This window comes from Vicinamibacteria bacterium (assembly GCA_035570235.1).
Lineage (GTDB): Bacteria > Acidobacteriota > Vicinamibacteria > Fen-336 > Fen-336 > DATMML01.
Genome location: DATMML010000019.1, coordinates 16,881 through 40,451, shown reverse-complemented (window position 1 = coordinate 40,451; position 23,571 = coordinate 16,881). Strand labels below are relative to the sequence as shown.

The 23,571-nt window shown below is 68.6% G+C and carries 24 protein-coding genes; 10 read left to right on the top strand and 14 right to left on the bottom strand.

Annotated features, from left to right (window positions below; genetic code table 11):
• The coding region (locus VN461_03655) for a chromosome partitioning protein ParB (GenBank protein ID HXB53853.1) at positions 1 to 843 on the bottom strand (843 nt) is incomplete at its 3' end.
• Positions 844 to 898: 55 nt separating this feature from the next.
• Between VN461_03655 and VN461_03650 the strand changes: the two genes are divergently transcribed.
• Positions 899 to 3,586 (top strand): PIG-L family deacetylase, encoded by a 2,688-nt coding sequence (locus VN461_03650; GenBank protein HXB53852.1) that lies wholly within the window; start codon positions 899 to 901, stop codon positions 3,584 to 3,586.
• 3 nt (positions 3,587 to 3,589) lie between these two features.
• On the opposite strand, the gene VN461_03645 is transcribed toward VN461_03650, so the two are convergent.
• Positions 3,590 to 5,293 carry an amidohydrolase gene (locus VN461_03645; protein ID HXB53851.1) on the bottom strand — a complete coding sequence of 568 codons (1,704 nt, stop codon included), beginning with the start codon at positions 5,291 to 5,293 and terminating at the stop codon, positions 3,590 to 3,592.
• Between the two features lie 699 nt (positions 5,294 to 5,992).
• On the opposite strand from VN461_03645, the gene VN461_03640 reads away from it, so the two are divergent.
• Positions 5,993 to 7,714 carry a vanadium-dependent haloperoxidase gene (locus tag VN461_03640; protein ID HXB53850.1) on the top strand — a complete coding sequence of 574 codons (1,722 nt, stop codon included), beginning with the start codon at positions 5,993 to 5,995 and terminating at the stop codon, positions 7,712 to 7,714.
• Between the two features lie 56 nt (positions 7,715 to 7,770).
• Here the strand turns inward: VN461_03640 and VN461_03635 are convergent, their stop codons facing one another.
• The 10 genes from VN461_03635 to VN461_03590 all read right to left on the bottom strand — a co-directional run bounded on the left by VN461_03635 (position 7,771) and on the right by VN461_03590 (position 13,254).
• Positions 7,771 to 8,994, bottom strand: coding sequence for a DNA polymerase IV (locus tag VN461_03635; GenBank protein HXB53849.1), 1,224 nt, complete (start codon positions 8,992 to 8,994; stop codon positions 7,771 to 7,773).
• Complete coding sequence (locus VN461_03630) at positions 8,973 to 9,248, bottom strand: hypothetical protein (protein ID HXB53848.1); 276 nt, start codon at positions 9,246 to 9,248, stop codon at positions 8,973 to 8,975. Before VN461_03630 ends, VN461_03635 begins: the two co-directional genes overlap by 22 nt.
• A 3-nt stretch (positions 9,249 to 9,251) precedes the next feature.
• On the bottom strand, positions 9,252 to 9,524 hold the full coding sequence (locus VN461_03625) for a EutN/CcmL family microcompartment protein (GenBank protein HXB53847.1): 273 nt from the start codon (positions 9,522 to 9,524) through the stop codon (positions 9,252 to 9,254).
• 1 nt (position 9,525) lies between these two features.
• Positions 9,526 to 9,792, bottom strand: a complete 267-nt coding sequence (locus tag VN461_03620; GenBank protein ID HXB53846.1) for a EutN/CcmL family microcompartment protein — start codon at positions 9,790 to 9,792, stop codon at positions 9,526 to 9,528.
• 7 nt (positions 9,793 to 9,799) lie between these two features.
• Positions 9,800 to 10,069: a EutN/CcmL family microcompartment protein gene (locus VN461_03615; GenBank protein ID HXB53845.1), complete on the bottom strand. Its 270-nt coding sequence runs from the start codon at positions 10,067 to 10,069 to the stop codon at positions 9,800 to 9,802.
• Between the two features lie 15 nt (positions 10,070 to 10,084).
• Positions 10,085 to 10,369: an ethanolamine utilization microcompartment protein EutM gene (eutM, locus tag VN461_03610; GenBank protein HXB53844.1), complete on the bottom strand. Its 285-nt coding sequence runs from the start codon at positions 10,367 to 10,369 to the stop codon at positions 10,085 to 10,087.
• A gap of 49 nt (positions 10,370 to 10,418) precedes the next feature.
• Positions 10,419 to 11,186, bottom strand: coding sequence for a class II aldolase/adducin family protein (locus VN461_03605; protein ID HXB53843.1), 768 nt, complete (start codon positions 11,184 to 11,186; stop codon positions 10,419 to 10,421).
• Positions 11,183 to 11,458 carry a hypothetical protein gene (locus tag VN461_03600; GenBank protein ID HXB53842.1) on the bottom strand — a complete coding sequence of 92 codons (276 nt, stop codon included), beginning with the start codon at positions 11,456 to 11,458 and terminating at the stop codon, positions 11,183 to 11,185. The genes VN461_03605 and VN461_03600 overlap by 4 nt, the downstream gene beginning before the upstream one ends.
• Positions 11,455 to 12,045 carry a tetratricopeptide repeat protein gene (locus tag VN461_03595; GenBank protein ID HXB53841.1) on the bottom strand — a complete coding sequence of 197 codons (591 nt, stop codon included), beginning with the start codon at positions 12,043 to 12,045 and terminating at the stop codon, positions 11,455 to 11,457. Before VN461_03595 ends, VN461_03600 begins: the two co-directional genes overlap by 4 nt.
• A 75-nt stretch (positions 12,046 to 12,120) precedes the next feature.
• Positions 12,121 to 13,254 carry a citrate/2-methylcitrate synthase gene (locus tag VN461_03590; protein ID HXB53840.1) on the bottom strand — a complete coding sequence of 378 codons (1,134 nt, stop codon included), beginning with the start codon at positions 13,252 to 13,254 and terminating at the stop codon, positions 12,121 to 12,123.
• Positions 13,255 to 13,387: 133 nt separating this feature from the next.
• Between VN461_03590 and VN461_03585 the strand changes: the two genes are divergently transcribed.
• A complete protein-coding gene (locus VN461_03585; protein ID HXB53839.1) occupies positions 13,388 to 13,852 on the top strand; it encodes a universal stress protein in 465 nt (154 codons plus the stop codon).
• A 2-nt stretch (positions 13,853 to 13,854) separates the two neighbouring features.
• Here VN461_03585 and VN461_03580 read toward each other — a convergent pair whose 3' ends face one another.
• Positions 13,855 to 14,565: an SDR family oxidoreductase gene (locus tag VN461_03580; protein HXB53838.1), complete on the bottom strand. Its 711-nt coding sequence runs from the start codon at positions 14,563 to 14,565 to the stop codon at positions 13,855 to 13,857.
• A 13-nt stretch (positions 14,566 to 14,578) separates the two neighbouring features.
• Positions 14,579 to 15,583: a beta-ketoacyl-ACP synthase III gene (locus VN461_03575; protein ID HXB53837.1), complete on the bottom strand. Its 1,005-nt coding sequence runs from the start codon at positions 15,581 to 15,583 to the stop codon at positions 14,579 to 14,581.
• A gap of 312 nt (positions 15,584 to 15,895) precedes the next feature.
• Here VN461_03575 and VN461_03570 point away from each other — a divergent pair, with 312 nt between their 5' ends.
• The 7 genes from VN461_03570 to VN461_03540 all read left to right on the top strand — a co-directional run bounded on the left by VN461_03570 (position 15,896) and on the right by VN461_03540 (position 23,553).
• Positions 15,896 to 18,007: a tetratricopeptide repeat protein gene (locus VN461_03570; protein ID HXB53836.1), complete on the top strand. Its 2,112-nt coding sequence runs from the start codon at positions 15,896 to 15,898 to the stop codon at positions 18,005 to 18,007.
• A gap of 120 nt (positions 18,008 to 18,127) precedes the next feature.
• The gene (locus tag VN461_03565; protein ID HXB53835.1) at positions 18,128 to 18,556 is read left to right on the top strand and encodes a PaaI family thioesterase; all 429 of its coding nucleotides are present in this window, start codon (positions 18,128 to 18,130) and stop codon (positions 18,554 to 18,556) included.
• Positions 18,557 to 18,566: 10 nt separating this feature from the next.
• Positions 18,567 to 19,070, top strand: a complete 504-nt coding sequence (gene purE, locus VN461_03560; GenBank protein ID HXB53834.1) for a 5-(carboxyamino)imidazole ribonucleotide mutase — start codon at positions 18,567 to 18,569, stop codon at positions 19,068 to 19,070.
• Positions 19,071 to 19,078: 8 nt separating this feature from the next.
• Positions 19,079 to 20,071 carry an NAD-dependent epimerase/dehydratase family protein gene (locus VN461_03555; protein HXB53833.1) on the top strand — a complete coding sequence of 331 codons (993 nt, stop codon included), beginning with the start codon at positions 19,079 to 19,081 and terminating at the stop codon, positions 20,069 to 20,071.
• Between the two features lie 79 nt (positions 20,072 to 20,150).
• On the top strand, positions 20,151 to 20,312 hold the full coding sequence (locus tag VN461_03550) for a hypothetical protein (protein HXB53832.1): 162 nt from the start codon (positions 20,151 to 20,153) through the stop codon (positions 20,310 to 20,312).
• Positions 20,313 to 20,915: 603 nt separating this feature from the next.
• Positions 20,916 to 22,838 (top strand): multicopper oxidase domain-containing protein, encoded by a 1,923-nt coding sequence (locus VN461_03545; GenBank protein ID HXB53831.1) that lies wholly within the window; start codon positions 20,916 to 20,918, stop codon positions 22,836 to 22,838.
• Positions 22,839 to 22,935: 97 nt separating this feature from the next.
• Complete coding sequence (locus tag VN461_03540) at positions 22,936 to 23,553, top strand: SCO family protein (GenBank protein HXB53830.1); 618 nt, start codon at positions 22,936 to 22,938, stop codon at positions 23,551 to 23,553.
• The last annotated feature ends 18 nt before the right edge of the window (positions 23,554 to 23,571 follow it).

Sequence of the window (23,571 nt, the reverse complement as noted above, 5' to 3'; positions counted from 1 at the left end):
CTTGGTCGTGTCGAAGGCCTCGAGGGCGGAGAGCAGCTTGGTGAAGGTCTGGTCGAAGGAGGGCAGCGTCTTGCGCTGCCGCGTCAGGGGTGTGGTGCGGGCGAGCACGTAGTTCTTGACGAAAGGATGCTTGATCCCCCGCTTCTTCAGGGCCGCCACGACCTTGGCCAGGGCCTCGTCCACGGCCCGGACCTTGTCCGCCCGCTCGACCCGCGTCTCGAGGGTCTCCACGAGCTTCCCCTTCAGGAACTTGTCCACCCGCTTGAGGATGGGGGCGAAGGCCCCCCCCGCGAAGCGGCGGTTCTCCTCATAGAGGAGGCCGAGGGTGATGAGGTGGGGGGCCTCGAACTGGAAGGCGTAGTCGTCCTCTCCGCTCCTCGGGTCCTCCTTGGCGAGCCCCCGGTACATGCGGATGACCTCGAGCGACTTCTCCTTCAGGTTGTGGGCCTTCTCCGTGTTCAGGGCCAAGATTTGATACGCCACCTCGGCCTCCGGGATGAGGATAGCGGGCACCCACTCCGCCTTCAGCTTCTCGAGGACGGTGCGGCGGTGGTGGCCGTTGGGCGTCCAGTAGACCCCGGGTTGCGGGGAGACGACCACGATCGGGTCGATGAAGCGGCCCACCTTCCGCACCATCTCCTGGAGCCGCTTCGCATGGGTGGGGGAGAGGTCCCGCTGATACGGAGTGGCCACCACTTTCTCCAGGGGGAGGGCGCAGAAGGCCTGCCAGTGTCCCCCCAGGGGTTCGCGATAGACGGCCAGCACGTGACCCCCATCCTCCTCCACCCGGGCCAGAAGGCCGGCCACGGCCTTGGGCGGCTCGCCGTCTTTGGGTGCGGGCACGTGCGGAGGCTACCACAACCGCCCCCGGTTAGAATTCGCAGAGAAAGGAGCCGTCATGACCGCTCTCCGCCGCACCCTCTATCGCGTCGCCCTCCTCTTGGTCTTCCTCGAGACCGTGGCGGCCCCTGCACGGGCCCAGCTCGTCCCCCTCCCCCCGGACCGGGGCGGCAATGGCCTCGGCCTCGCCCTCCGGCGGCTGCCCGTCACCGGCCGCGTGCTGTACATAACGGCCCACCCCGACGACGAGCACAACGGAGTGCTGGTCCGGCTCTCCCGCGGCCTCGGCCTCCGCACCGGGCTCTTGACCTTGACGCGCGGCGAGGGCGGCCAGAACGCCATTGGCCCCGAGCTCTTCGAGGCCCTGGGCGTGCTGCGCACGGAGGAGCTCCTGGCCCTGCACCGCTACGACGCGGTGGAGCAGTACTTCTCGAGGGCCTACGAGTTCGGCTACTCCTTCAGCGTGGAGGAGACGTTCGAGAAGTGGGGGCGGGAGGAGACCCTGGGGGACGTGGTGCGGGTCGTGCGGGTGTTCCGTCCGGATGTGATCCTCACCCTCCCCCTGGAGGCGGGAGGCGGAGGCCTGCACCACCAGGCCTCGGCCCGCTTGGCCCGGGACGCCTTCCGGGCCGCCGCGGACCCGGCCCGTTTCCCCGAGCAGATTCGGGCGGGGCTCCACGCCTGGCAGGCCCGCAAGATCTACCAGGGAGGGACCGGGGGCTTCCCGGAGAAGATCGGGGGCACGCCGGTGCGCGTTTCCACCGGCAACTACGACCCCCTGCTCGGCATGTCCTGGCAAGAGTTCGGGAGCCTCGCCCGCGCCAGCCACCGCTGCCAGGGCGCCTCCCAGATCAAGGCCGACCCCGGGCCCGCAGAAGGCGTCTACTACCTCGTGGACAGCGAGCCCCGGGTCCCGGGCCCGGAGAGCGACGTGCTCGACGGCATCGACATCTCCCTCAAGAGCCTGCTCCGGTTCCTGCCCGGCACGGAAGGGAAGGCGGCGCTCTTCGCTCCTGCCCTCGACACACTCCAGGCGAAGATCGTGGCCGCGCAGTCGGTTTTCGATGTCCGCTCCCCGGAGAACACGGCGGCGCCCCTGGCCGAGGCCTTGAGGACGCTGCACGGTCTAGAGGACGCGACGAAGGAGCTCCCGGAGGCAGCGCGCTTCGAGCTCACGGACCGCCTGGGTCAGGAAGAGAAGGGCCTGCTCGCCGCCCTGGCCTTGGCTCAGGGTCTCGTTTTCGAGGCCCGGGTGGACGACGGGGAGGTCGTGCCCGGCCAGACCGTCGGGGTGAGCGTCTCCCTCTTCAACCAGGGAGCGAGGCCGGTGAGCGTCGCCGGGATCGAGCTTCGCGCGCCCGCGGGATGGACGGTCCGGCGCACGTCCGGGGATCCGCCGCCGGTCTTGCCGGGAAGAGAGGGCCTCCGCCTGGCCTTCGCGGTCACGGTGGGGGAGAGAGCACGCTACTCCCAGCCCTATTGGCATCGCCGGCCGCAAGGGGACCGGCTGGATCTGGACGTTCCCGCGGACGAGACGCAGCCCTGGAGCCCTCCCGACGTCACGGCCTCGCTCCGCTACGGGGTCGCCGGCGTCTCTGGCCGCCTGGAGACGGCCGCCCTGTGGCGCTACGAGGGGCCGTTCGTGGGAGGCGAGAAGCAGCACGTGCTCGAGGTCGTGCCCGCGCTCTCCGTGCGGCTCTCCCCCGAGATCGCGATCCTTCCCGTGGGGACCACGCCCCGCCGCGAGTTCCGCGTCTCCGTGCGGAACAACGACAAGGGAGCAGCCGCGGTCAAGGTGCGGCTGGAGGGCCCTGCGGGATTCGCGATCCAGCCTCCCGAGGCCCCGCTCGACTTCCGCTACGAGGGCGAGGAGATCGCGGCCCGCTTCTTCGTGAGTCCCCCCCCCGGCCTCAAAGAGGGCGAGGTCGCGCTCAAGGCGGTGGCCGTCCGGGGGGGGCAGGAGTTCCGGGAGGGCATCCAGGTCGTGGCCTACGACCACATCCAGGAGCGGCACCTCGTGCGTCCCGCGGCCGCCCGGGTCCTGGGCCTCGACGTCCGCACCCTGCCCGGCGCGAGCGTGGGGTACGTGCTGGGCCCTGGCGATGCCGGGCCCGACGCCCTGCGCCAGCTCGGCGTGCCCGTGAGCCTCCTCGGCCCCGACGACCTGGCCTATGCCGACCTCTCGACCTACACCACGATCGTGGCCGGCATCCGGGCCTACGAGGTGCGCGAGGACCTCAAGGCCTACAACCATCGGCTGATGGCCTATGTGGAGGGGGGAGGGCACCTGGTCGTGCAGTACAACCGCGCTTCCTTCAACTCCCTTCCCGGCGCGCGGCCCCCGGCCGCGGGCCAGCCGGTGGCGGACAGCCCCTACGTGCCCTATCCCGCCCACGTCACGTCCAATCGGATCACGGACGAGACGGCACCGATGAAGGTCCTGGTCCCCGAGCACTGGCTCCTCACCACTCCCAACCGCATCGGGGCGCGGGACTGGGAGGGCTGGGTGCAGGAGCGCGGCATCCAGTTCCTGGAGGCCCGCGATCCCCGCTACCTCGAGCTCCTGGCCGCCACCGATCCCTTCCCTCTGAACCCGGGGGAGAAGAAGGGCATCCTGGTGGAGGCGAGGGTCGGCCGGGGGACCTGGACCTACGTGGGCCTCGGCCTCTTCCGGCAGCTCACGGCGGGGACGCCCGGGGCCTACCGGATCCTGGCCAACCTCGTGAGTCGGCCGCGAGCCCGCTAGCCCTCAACGGGCGGGGGTGGTCTTCTCGAGACGTATTTTCCCGTCCACGATCGTATAGATGACCTCGGTCTTCATGATCTCCCCGTCGGGGACGGTCATGATGTCCTTCGACAGCACCACGAGGTCGGCGAGCTTCCCGGGCTGGATGGAGCCCCGCGTCTCCTCCGCAAAGGCGCCGTAGGCCGCGTCCAGGGTGTAGGAGCGGAGCGCCTCCTCGCGGGTCATGCGCTGTTCCGGGTTGAACCCCCCGGGCGGGTTCCCGGTCGCGTCCTGGCGGGTGACGGAGGCGTGGAAGTTCTGGATCGCGCTCAGGTCCTCCACGGGGGCGTCGGTGCCGTTGATGAGGCGGGCCCCCGCCTTGAGGAGCTTCCGCCAGACGTAGAGCTCGTCCTGGACCCGGGCGCGGCCCAGGCGGCTCTCCGCCCAGGGCCCGTCCGACGGGCAGAAAATTCCCTGGACGGAGGCGATCACGCCCAGACGACCAAAGCGCGGGACCTCGGCCGCGTCCAGGATCTCCGCATGCTCGACGCGGAAGCGCGGATCCTTGACCTGGGGGAATTCTTTGAGGGCCTTCTCGTAGACGTCGAGGACCATCCGGTTGGCTCGGTCTCCGATGGCGTGGGTGCAGACCTGGAAGCCGTGGGCCAGGGCGTAACGCGAGGCCTCCAGGATGGTCTCTGGGGGGGTCGTGAAGAACCCGGAGTTCCCGGGGTCGTCGTTGTAGGGGGCGAGGAGGGCTGCCCCGCGCGAGCCCATGGCCCCATCCGCGTAGAGCTTGACGGCCCGGATCGTGAGCAGCCCCTCTCCCAAGTTGATCTCGGGCTTCGTGACGCGGCGCAGGGTCTCGAGGCCGGACAACATCACGTAGATGCGCACGGGCAGCTTGCCCTGCTGCACGGCTTCCTTGTAGAGGGCTACCGTGTCCAGGTCCACGCCGGCATCGGCCAGGCTGGTGATCCCCTTCCTCACGCAGTCCTCGAGGGCAATCTGCAGGGCCCGTCGCATCTCCTCCGGCGGGGGCTTGGGGATGTGCACCAGCTCCTGCGCCCGGTCCACCAAGATGCCAGTGGGCCGGCCGGCCTCGTCCTTGATGATCTCCCCCCCTTTCGGGGCGGGGGTCTCCCGCGTGATCCCCATCAGCTCCAGGACTCTCCGGTTCACGAGCATTGCGTGGCCGTCGACGCGCGTGAGCACGACCGGGTTGTCGGGAGAGATGGCGGAGAGCGCGTCTTGGGTGGGAAAGCCGCGAACGGTGGGGACGCTGGGCTCCGTCCATTTGCCCTCGTTCCAGCCCCGGCCGCGGATCCAGTCCCCCGCCTTCTTGCCCTTCACGGCCCCGGCTACGCTCTCCACGACCTCCCGATAGTTCCGGGTCCCCTGGAGGTCCACGCCTAGGCGCGCGGCCCCGACGGAGAGAAGGTGGACGTGGCTGTCGCTGAAGCCGGGGATCACGGTCTGGCCCTTGAGGTCGATGACCCGGGTAGTGGGGCCCACCAGAGCCGCCACCTCCTTGTCCGTGCCCACGGCGCGAATGAGGTTGCCGGCGATCGCCACCGCCCGGGCCTTGGGCCTCTGCGCATCCAGGGTGTATACGGTGCCGTTCTTGAGGACGAGGTCGGCTTTGGGGTTCTGCGCCTGGGCGAGGGCGGCGAGGCCGCTCAGGGCCAGGGCCACCCCCCCGGGGTGGGTCCATTTCTTGAGCTTCAAGACCAAGGCTCCTTTCTACGGGTCAGCAGTATATCGTTGCCCTTGCCCGGGCCCGGCAACCCCCTCCCGTCAATGGCCCGCGCGCTCCTCCTGGAGGAGCACCTCAGCACCTTTCCCACCATCGCCTTGGAGGTCCTTCCGGAACTCGACCCCCCCGGGAGGAAGCTTTGAAGGGGTGACCGCCACCCGATCGCCCTTGCGAACCCCGAGGCTAAGAAGGGCGGTCGCGAAGGCGTCGGAGAGGCCCTCCAGCGTGCCCGCCCCAGCCGAGCGCTCTTGAGAACGACGAACGGGTGGTCGGGCCGCCGAAGGGCGGTCTCCGCCAAGAGCTCCAGGAGGGTCGTCTCCGGACAGGGGACGAGCGACCGGGGGACGCCCGGGTCGTAGCGCCAGCCACCTCATGGAGCGCGCCAAGGGTATCACTCGCTGGAGCTCCCCACGATACGGGCGGTCGGCCGGTGCGGAAACGAGGGGCGGGTCCGCGCCGGGCCGGCCTCAAGGTAGCCTGCCGGGCGGCTCATCGGACTCTTCTCGGACCCGAACGTGACGCACGCCACCGACGGGGGCGGGCGATGCGGTCACACTCCTGCGCGAAACGAGGTCGTCGAGAGTTGCTGGCGGGGCCACCCCACTCGCAGATAGGGCTCGATGAATCACTCTCGGCGGGATGGTCCTCCACTTTTCAAGGAGTCGTCTTCCATGGACAAGACAAGCAATCTCAGAATCGGAAACGGGGCCGCGAAGAATCAAGGCCAAGTCTCCACCGCTGAGTCTTGCGCGGGCTCCAGCCGGCGTGCGTTTCTGGGCCAGATCCGGGGAGCGGCCGCGGCCACTCTTGCCGCGAGCGCAGTAGAACTGGGCCCCTTAACGAGACCAGTCGGCGCCCAAGAAAGGACGCGGGGGGGGGACGAGCGCGCCCGAGAATCCTTTGAGGTTCGGGAGCGCGCCGCAGAGGAAGAACGGGAACTTCCGATTCCCCCCCAGGTTCCAAACGGAGATGAAAAGCGCTATCGCAACTTCCTAGGGAATTTTTCCAAGGGATTGCCCCACAACTCGATCGGCGAAGTAGACCGGGAATCCTATGAGCAGCTCCTCGATGCGGCGGGCGATGGTACGGCGGCTGCCTTTGAGAAGGTTCCCCTCGGTGGAAACGTCAAGCTTGTAAATCCTATGGCCGGCCTGGCCTTCGACTTGGAAGGGACGGACTCCCACCAACTAGCCATCGGACCCCCGCCCGCCGTCGCCAGCCAGACCCGTGCCGACGATATGGTGGAACTCTACTGGATGGCCCTGTGTCGGGACGTGAATTTCACCGATTACGGCAGTGATCCAACGGCGCAGGCAGCCTCTGCCGAGCTGTCCTCTCTTGCTGCCTTCGCGGGGCCGAGATCTGGCGGCGACGTCACCGCGCAGTCGCTTTTCCGGGGTTTTACTGGGGACGACGTGATTGGGCCCTATGTCTCACAATTCCTCCTGAAGCCCTTTAACTATGGGCAAATCCCCATCAGGGGGCAGATCACGACTTATCTTCCGGGAATAGACTACTTAACTACCCAGGCGGCGTGGCTAGCGGCACGCAACGGCCAGGGACCATTCGCCAAAAACCAGAACGATCCCGATCTCCGGTACATTCGGAACGGGCGTGATCTGAGTGCGTATGTTCACGCCGACCAGGTTTTCGAGGCGTTCTACAACGCCGGAATTTGGCTCTTCACCCACGGGGCGCCCGCGAACCTGGGCAATCCCTACTCGGGCCTTTCGAAGCAGTCGTCCTTTGCGACCTTTGGCGGGCCCCATTTCTTGACCCTGCTGGCCGAAGCCGCAAACCGCGCGCTCAAGGCGGTGTGGTACGCGAAGTGGTTTGTGCACCGCACTCTAAGGCCGGAAGACTACGGTGGGCTCGTGCACGTCCATAAGACCGGCCAGGCCAGCTATCCACTACACACCGACGTGCTCAAATCGAACGCGCTTGCCCGGACCCTCGCGCAGTACGGCACGTACTTTCTTGCCCAGGCTTATCCGGAAGGATGCCCGCAGCATCCCTCCTACGCACAGGGCCATGGCTCTGTCGCGGGTGCCTGCGCAACCATTCTGAAAGTGGCAATAGACGGGGACGTCCAATTCAACACCCTGACCGGCGGCACCATCCAGATGGCCAGCGAGGACGGCCTCTCTCTGGTTCCGTACGCGGGTTCGGATGCGAACCAGATCAACGTCACCGGCGAAATCAACAAACTCGCCTCCAATGTCGGAGTTGCCCGCAACCATGCGGGCGTTCACTGGCGAACCGACTACTCTGATGGTCTGAAACTCGGAGAAGCCATCGCCCTGAGCATCCTCCGGGATCAAAAGGAGGTCTACGGCGAGACGTTCTCAGGCTTCAGGATCACAAGGTTCGATGGAACCGCGGTGACCGCCTGATTCTGGCGTAGGGGTGGGGACGAGCGTCCGCGGCACTGCTCTCTAATCTCGCCTGATCAGCGCCCGCGGGGCGGCTTGGGCAGGGGCGGGCTCGGGCGGAGCAGGCTGGCCCGGGTGAGGGTCCCCTCCCCGAAGCGGTTGGCCACGCGGTCGCGGATCTGGTCGGCGGCGGAGGGGAGAACGGGCGGCGCGAAGAGGTCGAGCTGGGAGGCGGTGCCCCCGAACCCGGAGGCGTAGACTCCGAGCAGGCGCACCTTGCGGGAGCCGTGGACACCATCGAAGAGCCGGCGGATCACCCGGAAGAGCTCGTTTCCCGAATCAGTCGGTTCGGCCAGCGTTTCCGCCCGGGTCAGGGTCCGGAAGGTCTCATCTCGGTACTTGAGGGTGAGGGTCCGTCCGCGGAGTCCCTGGCCCCGCAGCCGCCGGGCCACGCCGTCGGCCAGGTCCAGGAGGGTCCGCCGCAGGACCTCACGGTCGGCGGTGTCGGTGGCGAAGGTGTGCTCCTGGCCGAGACTCTTGGCCTCGCCCGGGTCAGCCACCACCGGGCGGTCGTCAATCCCCCGGGCCAGCAGGCGCAGGTCGTGGCCGTGCGTGCCCAGGCGCCGCTGCAAGAGGCGGGCTTCGGCGGCGGCAAGGTCCCCGATGGTGACGATACCCACCTTCTGCAGCTGCTCCTCCATCTTGGGGCCAACCCCCCAGAGCTTGCGGACGGGGAGGGGGGCCAGGAACTCCGCCTCTCGGGCGGGGGGCACGACCACCAGGCCGTCCGGCTTTCTCATGTCGGAGGCGATCTTGGCCACGAGCTTGGAGGAGGCCACCCCCACCGACGCGGTCAGCTCCGTCTCCCGTCGCACCGCGTCCTTGAGCTTGCGCGCGATCTCCTCCCCCGGGCCCAGGGCGCGCCGGCTCTGGCTCACATCCAGGAAGGCCTCGTCGATGGAGATCGGCTCCACGCAATCCGTGAATCGGCGGAGGACCTCCATGATCTCTGTGGAAACGCGCGCGTACTTCTCCATGTCTACGGGAAGGTAGACGCCCCGGGGGCAGAGACGGTAGGCCTGGGAGATGGGCATGGCGCTCGCGACCCCGAAGGGCCGCGCCTCGTAGGAGGCGGTGGACACGACCCCGCGACCCCGACCTCCCATGGGGTCGGCCCCCACGATGACGGGCAACCCCCGCAGCTCGGGGCGGTCCCGCTGCTCCACCGCGGCATAGAACGCGTCCATGTCGACGTGGAGGATGGTGCGGGGGAGCTTCTCTAGTGGCCGAGGGTCCGGCACATGCCGCTCTGCACGCAGGGTTTGTCCGGCTCCATCACGCACCGGTCCCCACCGGCGGAGACGCCGAGGAGGGAGTGGCTGGGGTGAACCAGGGCCACGACCACGGCCGCGCGGCCGGCTCCCCCCTCGCGCACCGCCGCCTCCAAGGCCGCCACCCGGGCCTCCAGGCTGGGGGCATCTCCCGGCCCGGGCACCGCGCCCCGGACGTCGAGGAGCACCTCCTCCGCGAGTTGTCGGATGCGTTCGTCGTCCATGGCCTAGTCCAGGTGCTCCACCGTGTCCACGACCCCGACCACGGCCGCGTCCACCGGGGCGGTGCCCTGGCCGAGCACGAGCTGCGCCGCCCGGCCCTCCTGCACGAGGAGAACACGATCCCCGGGGCCGGCGTCCACCCCATCGATGGCCAGCACGGGGGTCCCGCGGGGCTGGCCTTCGAGGTCGAGCGGCTGCACGAGCAGCAGCTTGGAGCCCTCGAGCTTGCCGTTCTTCTGGGTCGAGACCACGTTCCCCAACACCCGGGCGATGAGCATGTCAGCCCACGTTCCAATGGTCCACGATGCCGATGATGGCGGCGTCGGTGGGGACCTCCGCGGGCAGGAAGGGGAAGGAGGCCTCGCGGCCGCGCACGTAGAAGACCTCCTCGCTGACCCCCGCCCCCACGGAGTCCACCGCCACCAGGGGCGGGCCCGCGACCGCGCGGTCGGGGCGCAGGGGCTGGATCACGAGCAGTTTGGTGCCGAGGAGGCCCTCGTCTTTGCGGCTGGCCACCACCGTGCCCACAACCCGGGCCAGGAACATGCGCGCGCTACTCCTTGACCTCGACCGCGTCCACCACCCCCACGATGGCGGCGTCCACGGGGCAGTCCTTGAGGCCGGAGGCCATGCGGGCGGAGGAGCCAGTCACGATCAGGACCCGGTCCCTAAAGCCCGCGTCCACGGTGTCCACCGCCACCAGGTACGATGCTTCGTCCTTGCCGTGCGGGTCTTGGGCACGCACCACCAGAAGCTTCGCCCCCAAGAGGCGCTCGTCCTTCCTCGTGGCGACGACGGTGCCGACGACCCGGGCCAGAATCATGCCGGGCCTCCGGGCTTACTTGGCGGCCTTGCCGATGGGGAGGACGTCTTCCAGGTTGGTGTGGGGCCGGGGGATCACGTGCACGGAGACGAGCTCGCCCACCCGCCGGGCGGCCGCCGCCCCCGCGTCGGTGGCGGCCTTCACCGCGGCCACGTCCCCGCGGACGAGGGCGGTGACGTATCCCGATCCGATCTTCTCGTAGCCCACGAGGGTGACCTTGGCCGCTTTCACCATGGCGTCGGCGGCCTCGATCATGGCCACCAAGCCCCGCGTCTCGATCATCCCCAGCGCTTCACCCATGCTGCCTCCCCTCGGACGGCCTAAGCTTTCCCGCGCCCCACCTCAAAAGTCAAGCGCCCGCGAACCGTTCCACCGCCTCCGCCACCAGCCGCACCAGGGCCTCCCGCGACAGGACCACGCTCTCGCCGGTGCCCACCGGCACGGGGTGGCCGCAGGACGGGCAGTCCACGCAGGAGGGCGGCGGGTAGCCGGCCGCCACCCGAAGGTCCCGCAGCCGCTCCACGTCGGCGGGGGGGAGCAGGTTGTCTTGGCCTAGGGTGCGCGCCACCAGGGCCACCCGCGCCAGCTGCTCCAGGGTCTCCATCCGCTCCCAGGCCCGGAACACGTGCTCCCCCACCGTGAGCGCCCCGTGGTTGGCGAGGAGCAAGCCGTGGCCCTCGCAGGCCGCCCGGCCCACGTTGTCGGCCAGCTCCGGGGTGGAGGGGGTGGCGTAGGGGATCACCCGCACCGGACCCAGGGTCACGACCGCCTCCGCGATCAGGGGGCGGTCCAGGGGGATCCCCGCCACCGCAAAGCCGGTGGCGGTCGGGGGGTGGGCGTGGACCACCGCTCCCGCGTCGGCCCGGCGCCGGTAGATGGCGGTGTGCATCAGGACCTCGGTGGAGGCGCGGCCTCTGCCCTCGGCCCGCCCCTCGAGGTCGGTCCGCACGATGGCCTCGGGGGTGAGGAAGCCCTTGCAGGCGCCGGCGGGGGTGATGAAGAGATGGTCCCCCTCGCGGACGGAGATGTTCCCCTCGTTGCCCGAGATCAGCCCCCGCGCATAGAGCCGGCGCCCCACCTCCACGATCTCGGCCCGGATGCGCGCCCCCTCGCTCACGAGGCTTGGGAGACGGCGAGGAGGGCCCGGTCGCGGCAGGCGGCCGAGCAGAAATACTCCTCGTGCCCGCCCACCACCGCCCGCAGCGCGCGGCTCCGGGGCAGGAAGGTGTTGCAGATCCGGTCCCGCACCAGATCCTCGGGGGGCGGGGGTTTCCCGGGCCCGGGAGCGGCCCCCCGGGGACCGAGCCAGGAGGAGAGCGCCCGCATGCCCAGCCGCACCAAGAGAAGGGCCATCAGGAAGCGGAACAGAATGGCCAAGAGTCGGATCAAGAGGACCTCCGGGCGGCCCGGACCTGGTCGATCTGCTTGCGCAGACCCTGGAGCTGGGGGTCGTCGGGGAAGCGCTTCAAGAGGCTCTCCCAGACGGCCACCGCCTCCTGGGGCCGGCCCGTCTCCATGAGGGCGATGCCCTTGTTGAAGAGGGCTTTCTTGTGGCCGGGGTCCTTCTGGAGGGCCTTCTCGAACTCCATGAGCCCCTCGGCTGGCTTGCCCCCGTTGACGAGGCAAGCCCCCAGGTCCACGCGGACGTCCGGCTGGTCCGGGTTCAGGGCCAGGGCCTCCCGGTAGTAGCGCGCGGCTTCATCGAAGCGGGAGTGGTCCATGAGCAGGTTGCCGAGCTCCACCCGCACCTGGGAGTTGCCCTTCTCGCGCGCGGCCAGGGACTCCAGGGCCTTGAGCTCGTTGGGATCGAGAGCGGGGGGGCTCGCGGGGGGGCGGGAGCGGTCCGCCGCTCCGGCCATGGAAGGAGCGACCGGCCGGGGGTCGCCAGGGCTGCTCCCCAGGTTCGCCACCATGTAGCCCAGAACGAAGCCGAAGAGCATTCCCCCCACCGCAAAGACCATTGGTTCGCGTTTCATGCCCAGACCGGATGAGAGCGCAGAAGATCAAGAATAGGTCGTCCCGCGGAGGGCGTCAACGCGGGCCCCTCCCGCCTACCCCCGCTGGTCGAGGGGGAGGTAGGGGACGTTGCGGGGGCCGGTGTAGGCGCTCTCCGGGCGGATCAGCTTGTTGTTGGAGAGCTGCTCGAGCACGTGGGCGGTCCAGCCCGAGATGCGCGAGACCGCGAAGACGGGGGTGAAGAGGTCGGTGGGGATGCCGAGGGAGCGGTAGGCGGAGGCGGAGTAGAAGTCCACGTTGGTGTTGAGCCCCTTGCGGGCGCGCACGATCGCTTCGATCCTCTCGGAGAGGGCGTACCAGCGGCCGTCCCCCGCCTCCTCGCCCAGGGCGCGGGCGAGGGGACGGAGGTGGGTGGCCCGCGGGTCCTCGGTGCGGTAGACCGCGTGGCCGAACCCCATGATCTTCCGCTTGGCCGCGAAGGCCTCGGCCAGGAAGGCCTCCGCCCGATCGGGGGTCCCCACCGTCTCCAGCATGTGCATGACCGCTTCGTTGGCTCCCCCGTGGAGCGGGCCCTTGAGGGTGGCGAGGGCGGCGGTGATGGCGCCATGCATGTCGGCCAGGGTCGAGGCCGCCACCCGGGCGGCAAACGTGGAGGCGTTGAACTCGTGGTCGGCATGCAGGACGAGGGCCACGTCCAGGGCGCGGGCCGCGGTCGCGGTGGGCCGCTGGCCGGTGAGCATGTAAAGGAAGTTGCTGGCGTGGGGGAGGGCGGGGTCGGGGGCCACGGGGTCCGAGCCCCGGCGGACGCGGTCGATGAGGGCCACCAGGGTGCTCATCTGGGCGGTGAGGCGCCGGGCCTTGGCTTCGCTCGCGGCCACGCCGTCGTCCTCGGCCGCAGGGTCGAGGGCGCCCAAGGCGGAGACCAGGGTGCGGAGGGCGGTCATGGGATGGGTTCCCGCGGGCAGGTCGCGCAGGACCCGGACCACGGGCGGAGGCACCTCCCGCTCCGCGGCCAATGCCTCCGTGAAGGCCTTGAGCTCGGCCGGGCGGGGGAGGACGCCCCGGTGGAGGAGAAACACCACCTCTTCGAAGGTGGAGCTCTCGGCGAGCGCGTGGATGTCGATGCCCCGGTAGGCCAGGATCCCGCGCTCGCCGTCGATGGACGAGATGCGGCTCTCGCTCACCACCACGTTGCGGAGCCCGCCCGCCGGTTTCTCCGTCTCCGCCATGCCCCGCGCCCCTTTAGGGGGATTATTCCGTCCCCGGGCGCGCCAGGTCAAGGTGGGTGCGGAGGCGGGGAAAAAAGGCTCGACCGCCAGAACCCGGAGGTCTAGAATCTCGTTTGTTGGAGTCCCCCCAAGGATGATCAACCTCAAACGGATCCTGGTTCCCACCGACTTCTCGGAGAGCGCGCGCCACGCCCTGACCTACGCCGTCTCCTTCGCCCGCGAGTACAAAGCGGAGATCATCCTCCTTCACGTGGTGGAGAACCTGACCGTGGGCTACGCGAGCGACCTCTTTCCCGTGCCCATGGCCGAGGTCTTCGAAGAGATCTCCGGCTACGCCAAGATCGAGCTCGGCAAGCTGGCGGCCGAGGTCCGCTCCAAGATGGCGGAGGTCCGGGAGCGCGTGATCCAGGGCAAGCCCTCCGCCGAGATCCTGCGCATCGCGCGCGAGGAGACGGTGGACATGATCGTGCTCGGCACCCATGGCAAGGGTCTCCTCGACCAGGCCCTCTTCGGGTCCACCGCCGAGCGGGTGCTGCGCAAGGCCCCCTGCCCCGTCCTCACCGTGCGCCTGTCCGAGCACGAGTTCGTCGAAGAGTAGGCCTACCAAGCGACCGCGCTGCCGTCGTAGTGGGTGAAGGTCCCCGACCGCTGCGCGGTCAGGCCGGCGATGAGGCGACGCAAGCCCCGGACGCTGTCCTCCTTGTTCACGGGGGCATCGGGGCCGCCCATGTCCGTTCGCACCCACCCCGGACAGAGGACCGCCACCTTGATGCCCCGGCCCGCGAGGTCCCGGGCCAGGGAGGCCATGACCATGTTCACGGCCGCCTTGCTGGAGCGGTAGGCGTAGAAGCCTCCGCTGGTCTCCGCGATGGAGCCCATCGAGCTTCCAAGGGTGATGATCTTTTGCTGCTCGCTCGCCGACACGTGCTCGACGAAGGCCTCCGCCATCTTCAAGGGGGCCATGGTGTTCACGCGCATCACCTGGGCCCAGGCCTCAAAGTCGACGGCCCCGAAGAACTGGCCCCGATCTCCCCCGGCCCGGAGCCGGGGCCCGAAGATCCCGGCGTTGTTAAGGAGGACGTCGAGGGCGGTCCCGGCAAGGTCGTGGGCCAGCGCGTCGATCTGGGGGAAGTCGGCCACGTCCAGGGCATGCACGCGGAAGCGAGCCCTCGTCGCCGCAAGCGCGCGCAACTCGTCCGCCCCCTGCGGACTCCGGCAGCAGGCGTGCACCTCCCAGCCCTCGGCCGCGTACTGGCGGACGAACTCCAAGCCCAGCCCGCGGTTTGCTCCCGTGATCAGTATCGTGGGCATGCGGCGGGAAGGTCTAGGGCCAGTCCACTCCCGACCAGCGCAGCAGAACCGACCCCACCGTGAAGCCCGCCCCCACCGCGGCCAGCAGGACCAGGTCGCCCTGGTGCAGGCGCCGCTCGTCGAGGGCGGTGCCCAGGGCCAGGGGGATGGTGGCGGCGGTGGTGTTGCCGTACTTGTGGATGTTCCTCACCACTTTCGCCTCCGGCAGGCCCAGCCGCTCCCGGGCGGCTTCGATGATACGGGCGTTGGCCTGGTGGGCCACGAAGAGGTCCACCTGGTCCACGGTGAGGCCATTCCGCTCCAGCACCCGCCGGCTGGCCTCGGGGAACTTCCGCACCGCGTACTTGTAGACCTGCTGGCCCTCCTGGTGGACGGTGTGCATCTTCTTGTCCACTGTCTCGTGCGAAGCGGGATGGGCGCTCCCCCCCGCGGGCATGTAGAGGAAGCAGCCCCCGGAACCGTCGACCTCGTGCTGGAAGTCGAGGATTCCGGACCCGTCCTCGCCCGCCTCCAGGAGCACCGCCCCCGCCCCGTCCCCGAAGAGCACGCACGTGGCCCGGTCCTGGTAGTTCAGGATGGAGGTCATCACATCCGCCCCGATGACGAGGACCTTCTTGTGGGCCCCCGTCTCGATGAACTGGGCGCCCATGGTGAGGGCGTAGAGGAAGCCCGAGCAGGCTCCGGAGACGTCGAAGCCCCAGGCGTGGGTGGCCTTGAGCTTGTCCTGGATCAGACAGGCGGTGGCGGGAAAGATCATGTCGGGGGTGACGGTGGCCACGATGATGAGGTCCACCTCGCCCGGCTCAACGCCCCGCCGGGCCAGAGCGTCGCGGGCGGCGCGGAGGGCGAGGTGGCTGGTGGGGGTGCCCGGCTCCACCACGTGCCGCTCCTGGATCCCGGTGCGGGAGCGGATCCATTCGTCGGAGGTGTCCACGATCTTCTCGAAGTCCGCGTTGGTCATGACCCGCTCGGGGACGTAGAGTCCGAGGGCGGTGATGCAGGCCCGTCTCTGGCTCATCGGCTCCTTCCTCATCCTCGCCGCGCGGGCGGCGAGGTAGTCCGCTATTAGACTGGAGGGGGCGGACTAGGGTCAAGCCGAGCGGGCGATGGGCGTGGCCGAGCTCCCGCCGGTGCCCGTTAACCCGGCTCGGCTCGCCAACCTGGGACTCAATACGGCGCCCGGACGCGGCGCCTGATCGGGCTCTGGACGGAGCCAGGCGCGGCCTTGACAGGGTGCGGCGGCCTGCCTATGTTCAACTGAACCTCGGTTCCACAAAGCATACGGCTCCGCGCTCGTGCCCTGGGGGTACCCCGCGCCCGAGAGGCCTCCATGCGAACGACAGCCATAGCCGCCGCCACCCTTCTAGCCAGCGCGGCGCCGGTATGGTCGGGCCCCCCACCCTGGCTGGGCGTGAGGAGCCCGCACTTCATCGTAGCCACCGACGGGAGTCAGAAGCAGGGCCTGGAGGTGGCGCACCAGTTCGAGCAGATCCGGGGGTTGTTCCAGACCGTTTTCCAGGCCCGGGTGGACCCCGGCGAGCCCATCCTGATCCTCGCCGTCAGGGACGAAGGGGGGATGAGGCAGCTGGTCCCCGGTGCGTGGGAGCGGAAGGGTGGACCGCACCCCGCGGGCATCTTCGTGAGCCAGGAGGACAAGCACTACATCGCGCTCCAACTGGGGGCGGGAGCGGTGGGCGTGGGTGAGACGCAACCCTACCACGTGATCTACCACGAATACGTGCACCTGTTGACCCGGCTCAACTTCCGGCACCTGCCCGTCTGGCTCAACGAGGGCTTGGCCGAGTTCTACGGCAGCGCGCGGATAGATGACAAGGAGATCCGCTTTGGTCTGCCGCTGCCCGCCCACATCCAGCGCCTGCGGGCGACCAAGCTGCTCCCGCTCCGCGAGTTCCTGGACGTCGACAAGACGTCGTATTACTTCAACGAGGCAAGTCGTACGTCGATTTTCTACGCCCAGGCCTGGGCGCTCACCCACTACATGATGATCGAGCAGCGGCAGCAGAAGAAGTTCGTCCTCAGTGACTTCGTGAAACGGCTGCAGGCGGGCGAGGACGAGCAGACCGCAACCCGCGAGGCCTTCGGTGATCTGGGCGCGCTCGAGTCGGCCCTCTACTCCTACGTAAGCCAGCTCCGGTTTCCGTCTCTGAGGACCCAGGCCATCCTGCTTCCCGCCACCTTCAAGGTCTGGACCATGTCGGAGGCAGAATCGGCGGCCCTCAAGGGGGACTTCCTCATGCGCACGGGCCGAAGCCGTGAAGCGGAAGCGCTCCTGGACGAGGCGCAGCGCCTGGATCCGAGCTTGGGCCTGGCCCCGGAGGCGATGGGCCACCTCCGGAGGCACCAGCGGCGCTCGAGGGAGGCGACGGCCTGCTTCGCCCGCGCGGCCGAGCTCTCTCCGCAAAACTACCTGGCCCTTTACTATCACGCCACGTCCGAGGCCGAGGAGGGAGAAGCGGTCGTCGAGCGTCATCGGCAGGAGCTCCGGCGGGCCATCGCGATCAACCCGGCCTGGCCCCCCGCGCTGGCGCATCTGGCCTGGATGGACCTGAACTCGGGCAAGGACCTGCCGGAGGCGCTCGATCTCGCAAAGAAGGCGGCGGACCTCACCCTCTCGAGCCCCGCCCATGCCCTCCTCCAGGCCCGCGTCCTGGTGAAGCTGGGCCGGCCCGACGACGCCCGCCGGACGGAGGACGCGGTCCTCGGCTGGACTCGCAGCGACCCGGACGCATTGCGGGCGCTCCTTGAGTTCTACGAGAAGGACGAGCGGCTGCCGGATGCAGAGCGGGCGATCCTGGCCGCCCGGCAGGCCAATCCCAAGAACCTCCGGGTCAGCGTCGAGGCGGCGCGGTTTTTCGAGCGGCACCAAGGCTGGGACAAGGCGGAGGCCGTGCTGCGCGATGCGGTCGCGACCCGCCCGGACGCCCCCGAGGCTTACGCCTCCCTCGCGGGTTTTCTCGATGCGCGTGATCGCTTCGAGGAGGCGGAGGGGGTGCTACGCGCGGGACTGAAGAGCCATGGAGACTCCTCCGTGCTCCAGAACCATCTCGGCTACCTCTATGCGGACCGCGGCGTACGCGTGGAGGAAGGGCTCGCGCTCATCAACAGGGCCCTCTCGACGCGGCCGGACTCGCCCGCCTACCTGGACAGCCAGGGATGGGCCCTGTTCCGCCTGGGCCGCTTGGAGGAGGCGGAGCGGGCCATCGCAAAGGCCCTCACCACCTACGAGGGCGCGACCATCCTCGATCACATGGGCGACGTCCTCTCCCGGCGTGGGCGGCGAGACGAGGCCCTGGACTACTGGAGGAGCGCTCTGGCCCGACCGGCCTTGGGCGACCTGCGGTGGCCGGGGCAGAAGGCGGCCCTCGAGCGGAAGATCAAGGATGCGGAGGGTCCCAGGCCCTCGCCCACCGCGACACCCTGAACCATCCAGCGGCGGTTCAACACGCCTTGACCAGCGCGGAGATGCCGGAGGACCCTCCCGACGCCATGGGTGCGGGCGCGGTTTGACCCACCGCCGCCGGGCCTCTAGAGTGGCGGGGCCATGAGCTTCGGCCCCCGCGACGTGCTCAAGATCATGGAGGAGCAGGTCCCCTTCAACAGGTTCCTGGGCATCCGCGGGGAGCGGGTGGAGCGGGGCCGGGCGGTTCTTGTTCTCCCCGTACGCCCGGAGTTCGTGGGGGACTTCCGGCGGCCCGCGCTCCACGGCGGCGTGCTCTCCAGCCTCATCGACACCGCGGGCGGCGTGGCCGCCTGGTCCGCCCTCGGCCCGGGGGAGTCCGTCTCCACCGTGGATCTGCGGGTCGACTACCTAGAACCGGCCGGTCTTTCCGGACCCCTGCGCGCGGAGGCCGAGCTCGTCCGCAAGGGCAACCGCGTCTGCCACGTTCGCGTCACCCTCACCCAGGAAGGCGTGCTGGTGGCGGAGGGCCGGGGCGTCTACAACATCAACCGCAAACGGAAGGAAGCATGAGAAAGGAAGCATGAGAAAGAAGAGCGCCGGGAGCGGGCCCCTGGTCGGCGTCATCATGGGGAGCCGGTCCGACTGGGAGACCATGCGCCACACGGACGAGACCCTGTCCCGCTTCGACATCCCCCACGAATGCCGGGTTCTCTCCGCCCATCGCACCCCCGCCGCGACCCAGGATTACGCCGGAAAGGCGGAGGAGCGGGGCCTGGAGGTGATCATCGCCGCCGCGGGCGGCGCCGCTCACCTGGCGGGAGTGGTGGCCGCCCACACCCTGCTCCCCGTCCTAGGCGTGCCCATGGAGAGCCCGGCCTTGAAGGGGCTCGACTCCCTCCTCTCCACGGTGCAGATGCCGGGGGGCATTCCCGTGGGGACCCTGGCCATCGGCAAGGCGGGAGCGATCAACGCGGCGCTCTTCGCGGTGGCGATCCTTGCCAACGGGCGGCCGGAGCTCAGGAGGGCCCTGCGGAAGTTCCGAAGCGAACAAACCCGGGCCATTGAGCAGGAGACGCTGCCCTGAAGGTCTTGGTGGTGGGAGGGACCCGCTTCGTCGGCTACCAGCTGACGTGGCGGCTCCTGGCCGCGGGCTGCCGGGTCACCCTTTTCAACCGGGGCCAGCGCGGAGATCCCTTCCAGGCGCGCGTGGAGCGGCTGCGCGGCGACCGCACCACGGGCGATTTCGCGCGACTCTTGGCCGGCCGCGAGTTCGACGCCGCGGTCGACTTCACCGCCTATCGCGCGGAGGACACGCGGCAGGCGGTGGACGTCCTGGGCGGGAGCCGCGTGGGCCACTACGTGATGATCAGCACCGGCCAGGTCTACCTGGTGCGTGACTCCTGCCCCCGCCCCGCGCGGGAGAGCGACTACGACGGCCCCACGATGCCCGCTCCCCCCGACCCCGAGGAGTGGAAGGAATGGGACTATGGGATGGGGAAGCGGGGGGCGGAGGAGGTGCTGGCCGAGGCCTGGGCCCGCTCCCGGTTCCCGGCCACGCGCCTGCGCATTCCCATGGTGAATGGCGAGCGCGACCACTTCCGCCGCCTGGAGAGCTACCTCTGGCGGCTCCTGGACGGGGGCCCCCTGCTCCTCCCCGACGGCGGCCAGACGCCCACCCGCCATGTCTACGGGGATGCCGTCGCCCGCGAGACCCTCCGTCTGCTCGGCAACCCGGCAACCTTCGGCCGGGCCTTCAATCTGGCCCAGGACGAGACGCCGACCCTGGCCGAACTCGTGGGTACGACGGCGGAGGTCCTCGGGGCGCCCGCCCGCCTGGTCGCCGTCTCCTCCGGCCGGCTACGCGAGGCCGGCCTCGACCCCGTGGAGATCTCCCCTTTCAGCGGCCGCTGGATGTCCTTCCTGGATCCCTCGCGGGCCAAGGAGGAGTTGGGCTTCCGCCACGAGCCCCTCCGCCACTACCTCGACAAGATCGTGACCGCCTTCCTCACCCATCCCCCCCTGGAGCCGCCGGCCAGCTACAAGGGGCGCGAGGCGGAGGTGGCCCTAGCGGGCATGATTGCCTGAATCACCGTCTCTCCGGGAGGCGGGAGGCACGCATGACTGGGCCCAACGGATGGTCCCCGCCCGCGGTGGGTTAGGACCCTTGCGCACGGCCCTCGTCGGCCTGGCCTTCTTGTTGAGCGGGGCCGCCGCCCTCGTCTACCGGGTGGTCTGGCAGCGGATCCTGGCCCTGCACAGGGCCTTGATCGTGGCCGCGTTCATGGGGCCGGCCTCGGCCTCGGCAGCCACCTCGGGGGCCTCCTGAGCGCCCGCGTCGATCCCCGCCGCGCCCTGCGCCTCTTCGCTGCCCCGGAGGTGGCGGTGGGCATCCTGGAACGCCTCTCCCAAGCGCGGCCGGCCCAGTCTAATCCCACCACCCGGCGCGGCCTGAACTACGAGCTTTCCCCCGCGACGAGTTCTTGAGCCCCGCTCGGGCGGGGCCCTGACGCCACAGGCGCCGCCCGAGCAAAAGGACCGGGCCTTTCCCACCTCTTTGGGAGCGGGGGCGCTTCCCCGCGCCCTCCAGGCGGCAGGGTCGGCGAAGAGATGGGACTAGGCGAGCGAACCGCCTAGTTTGCTTTTTCTTTGCTGTCCTGGAGATGCCCTGGCAGGGGCAGGAAAACCTGCACCACGAATCTCCGCGGGGGTCGTTGTCTCTCGGCAGCACGCAGGGCTACCTTCAAGCTCGCTCAGGTCGCGCAAGCGAAACTCGCTCCGCCTCAGACACGCACGCGAGGGCTTATGAGCATTGCGAGCAGGCTTCCCAGGTGCGGTTCAGCGTCACCCGTACTCGAGCCATGCTCCTGCCTCGCCCCGCCGCCGGACGAAGCGCCGATCAAGCAGCTCCCCTTAGCTTGGAGGTGATGGCATGTACTTCAACGTATTCGGCGAGAGGGTCTCCGGAGCGCGCTACCGCGAGATGCTCAACGCGGCGAAGAACCGCCGTGAGCTGATTGCGGCCGGGCTCACGAGCAGGCGCGAGCTTTTTAAGATGGGGCTTCTCACCGCGGGGGGGATGCTGGTGGCCAAGAGCGGCTTGAGTTCCCGCGCGTATGCCCAGACCGTCAACGGCGGGACCAACCAAAACTGTCTGCCCAACAACCAGCCGGCCAGTCCACCGACGAGGCCGTTCATCGAGCCTCTTCCCATCATGCCCGTCGCGCAGACGGTTCCATTCCTGAGTCCGACGCCTACCCTCTGCCCGAACACGGGGGCGGGCGAGGTTCGCGCGGCTTGCCACCAAGCCCCCCAACTCGATGGCAGCCGCTTCCCGGTCGTACCATCCGCACTGTACAGATTCACCCAGCAGGTGATTCAAGCCGTGCAGTCGCCGGACCTTCCGCCGCAAGCCATCTGGGGCTTCAGCGACGGCGTGCACAGCACGAGCCCCGGCCCAACTTATCGGGCTCAATACGGGAAACCGCAGCTCACGCGGAACATCAATGCCCTTCCCCCCGCGAGCCAGAACGGTGGCTTTGGGATACCGTCGGTCACGACCCATCTTCACAACGCCCACAATCCATCGGAGAGTGACGGCAACCCCTGTGACTTCTACAGCCCTGGGCACTTCTGTGACCAGTACTATCCGAACGTCCTAGCCGGGTTCAACTCCGACCACCAACCCGAGGGTGACATCAACGAGTCCTTGAGTACCTTGTGGTACCACGATCACCGCGTCGACTTCACTTCCCAGAACACCTACAAGGGTCTGGTGGGGTTCTATTGCCTGTTCAATCAGTTCGATACGGGCAGTGACGACACCGGGTTCCGTCTTCCCGATTTCCCGCAGCACGATATCCCGCTGGTCTTCGCGGACAAGGTCTACGATCCGACGACTGGCCTTCTGGCCTTCGATCTGTTCAATCTCGACGGGATCCTGGGCGACAAGTTCCTGGTGAACGGGAAGATCCAGCCGTTCCTCGAGGTTGAGCCGCGCCGATACCGCTTCCGGCTCCTCGACACAGGTCCCTCGCGGTTCTATGAATTCTTCCTGACCGACCTCAACAACCTCTCCACCGTCAATCCGTTCTTCGTGATCGCCAATGACGGCAATCTTCTGCCAAACCCGGTCCAGGCGCAGAGCGTGCGCATCGGTGTCGCCGAGCGCGTGGACATCATCATCGACTTCAGCAAGTTTGCCGGCAAGACCATCTATCTGGAGAACCGCTTGAACCAGCTCAATGGTCAAGGCCCGGTGGACAACTTCGGGCCAAACGGCACCTCCCGGGAATGTACCCAAGTCTTGGGCACGACCATCAATCAGATTCTGTCGCCGGGCCAGGGAAATCTGCTCTTGCAGTTCCGGGTGAGCGGAAGCGCGGTCCGGGACGACAGTGTGGATCCCGCCACCAATCCGTCCTTCTATCAGCTCCCGAGCACGGCGGTAGAGCCGAGGGTCGTCCGCACCTTCAAGTTCGACCGCCTGAATGGCCAGTGGTCCATCAACGGGCAGTTCATGGACTGCAACCAATTCCGGTTCACGGTCCAGCAGAACAGCTCGGAACAGTGGCTCCTCACCAACCTGACCGGCGATTGGACCCACCCCGTGCATATCCATCTGGAGGAACACCAGATCCTCTCGCGCAACCGCGACCGCCGGATACCGGCCGTCGAGCGTTCCCGCAAGGACGTGACGCAGTTGCGTCCGAACGAGCGCGTGCAGCTCTTCTTCCGCTTCCGCGATTGGCTGGGCAAATACCCGATTCACTGCCACAACGTTGTCCATGAAGACCACGCCATGATGGCGCTTTGGCACGTTCAGCCGGAGGGAGACGAAGTCCTGGTCCCGTAGCGGCGAGTTGGAAAGCCACGCTCGCCGCGGCCGTTGCGCGAAGGGCGCAGGTAAGGAGTTGGTCATGACAAGCTTGTCAAGGCGAAACCTGCTGGGGATGGCGGCGATGACGCCGGTTGCCGCGCTCCTGCCGCGAACAACCCATGGCGCCCCCGCCTTCGCCGCGGCAACCGCGGAGTATGGGCGGAGGCGCATACAGGAGCTCCACTTGCCGAACGTTCCCCTGACCACGCACGAGGGGCAGACGGTGCGTTTCTACGATGATCTGGTCAAGGACAAGGTCGTTACCCTCAATTTCTTCTACACCCGTTGTGACGGGATCTGTCCGACGGTGAGCGCGAATCTGGCCAAGGTCCAGAAGCTGCTCGGAGACCAGGTAGGCAAAGAAGTATTCATGTACTCGTTCACGCTCAAGCCGGAAGAGGACACCGTCGACGCAATCAAACGCTACCGCGCGAGCTTCGGCGCCCGGCCCGGTTGGACGTTCCTAACGGGCAAGCCGGACGACATAGAGAGCCTTCGGAAAGCAATCGGGTTCTCCTATCCCGACCCGGCCATCGACAAGGATAAGACGCAGCACATCGGGAACGTCCGCTACGGCAATGAACCTCTGATGTTGTGGGGCGCCTGCCCCGGGATGGCCCATCCGCCGTTTGTCGCGGAATCCATTTCCTGGATGGTCCACCCCGACACGAATCGAGTGCAAGCACCGTGAAGGGCGAGCCCAGGACCT

What these genes read in the sequence shown, in the direction of transcription:
- VN461_03650 (HXB53852.1), top strand. Translation starts at nt 899, where the DNA reads ATGACCGCTCTCCGCCGCACCCTCTATCGCGTCGCCCTCCTCTTGGTC.
- VN461_03640 (HXB53850.1), top strand. Translation starts at nt 5,993, where the DNA reads ATGGACAAGACAAGCAATCTCAGAATCGGAAACGGGGCCGCGAAGAAT.
- VN461_03630 (HXB53848.1), bottom strand. Translation starts at nt 9,248, where the DNA reads ATGGACGACGAACGCATCCGACAACTCGCGGAGGAGGTGCTCCTCGAC.
- VN461_03625 (HXB53847.1), bottom strand. Translation starts at nt 9,524, where the DNA reads ATGCTCATCGCCCGGGTGTTGGGGAACGTGGTCTCGACCCAGAAGAAC.
- VN461_03620 (HXB53846.1), bottom strand. Translation starts at nt 9,792, where the DNA reads ATGTTCCTGGCCCGGGTTGTGGGCACGGTGGTGGCCAGCCGCAAAGAC.
- VN461_03615 (HXB53845.1), bottom strand. Translation starts at nt 10,069, where the DNA reads ATGATTCTGGCCCGGGTCGTCGGCACCGTCGTCGCCACGAGGAAGGAC.
- eutM (HXB53844.1), bottom strand. Translation starts at nt 10,369, where the DNA reads ATGGGTGAAGCGCTGGGGATGATCGAGACGCGGGGCTTGGTGGCCATG.
- VN461_03595 (HXB53841.1), bottom strand. Translation starts at nt 12,045, where the DNA reads ATGAAACGCGAACCAATGGTCTTTGCGGTGGGGGGAATGCTCTTCGGC.
- VN461_03590 (HXB53840.1), bottom strand. Translation starts at nt 13,254, where the DNA reads ATGGCGGAGACGGAGAAACCGGCGGGCGGGCTCCGCAACGTGGTGGTG.
- VN461_03585 (HXB53839.1), top strand. Translation starts at nt 13,388, where the DNA reads ATGATCAACCTCAAACGGATCCTGGTTCCCACCGACTTCTCGGAGAGC.
- VN461_03580 (HXB53838.1), bottom strand. Translation starts at nt 14,565, where the DNA reads ATGCCCACGATACTGATCACGGGAGCAAACCGCGGGCTGGGCTTGGAG.
- VN461_03575 (HXB53837.1), bottom strand. Translation starts at nt 15,583, where the DNA reads ATGAGCCAGAGACGGGCCTGCATCACCGCCCTCGGACTCTACGTCCCC.
- VN461_03570 (HXB53836.1), top strand. Translation starts at nt 15,896, where the DNA reads ATGCGAACGACAGCCATAGCCGCCGCCACCCTTCTAGCCAGCGCGGCG.
- VN461_03565 (HXB53835.1), top strand. Translation starts at nt 18,128, where the DNA reads ATGAGCTTCGGCCCCCGCGACGTGCTCAAGATCATGGAGGAGCAGGTC.
- purE (HXB53834.1), top strand. Translation starts at nt 18,567, where the DNA reads ATGAGAAAGAAGAGCGCCGGGAGCGGGCCCCTGGTCGGCGTCATCATG.
- VN461_03545 (HXB53831.1), top strand. Translation starts at nt 20,916, where the DNA reads ATGTACTTCAACGTATTCGGCGAGAGGGTCTCCGGAGCGCGCTACCGC.
- VN461_03540 (HXB53830.1), top strand. Translation starts at nt 22,936, where the DNA reads ATGGCGGCGATGACGCCGGTTGCCGCGCTCCTGCCGCGAACAACCCAT.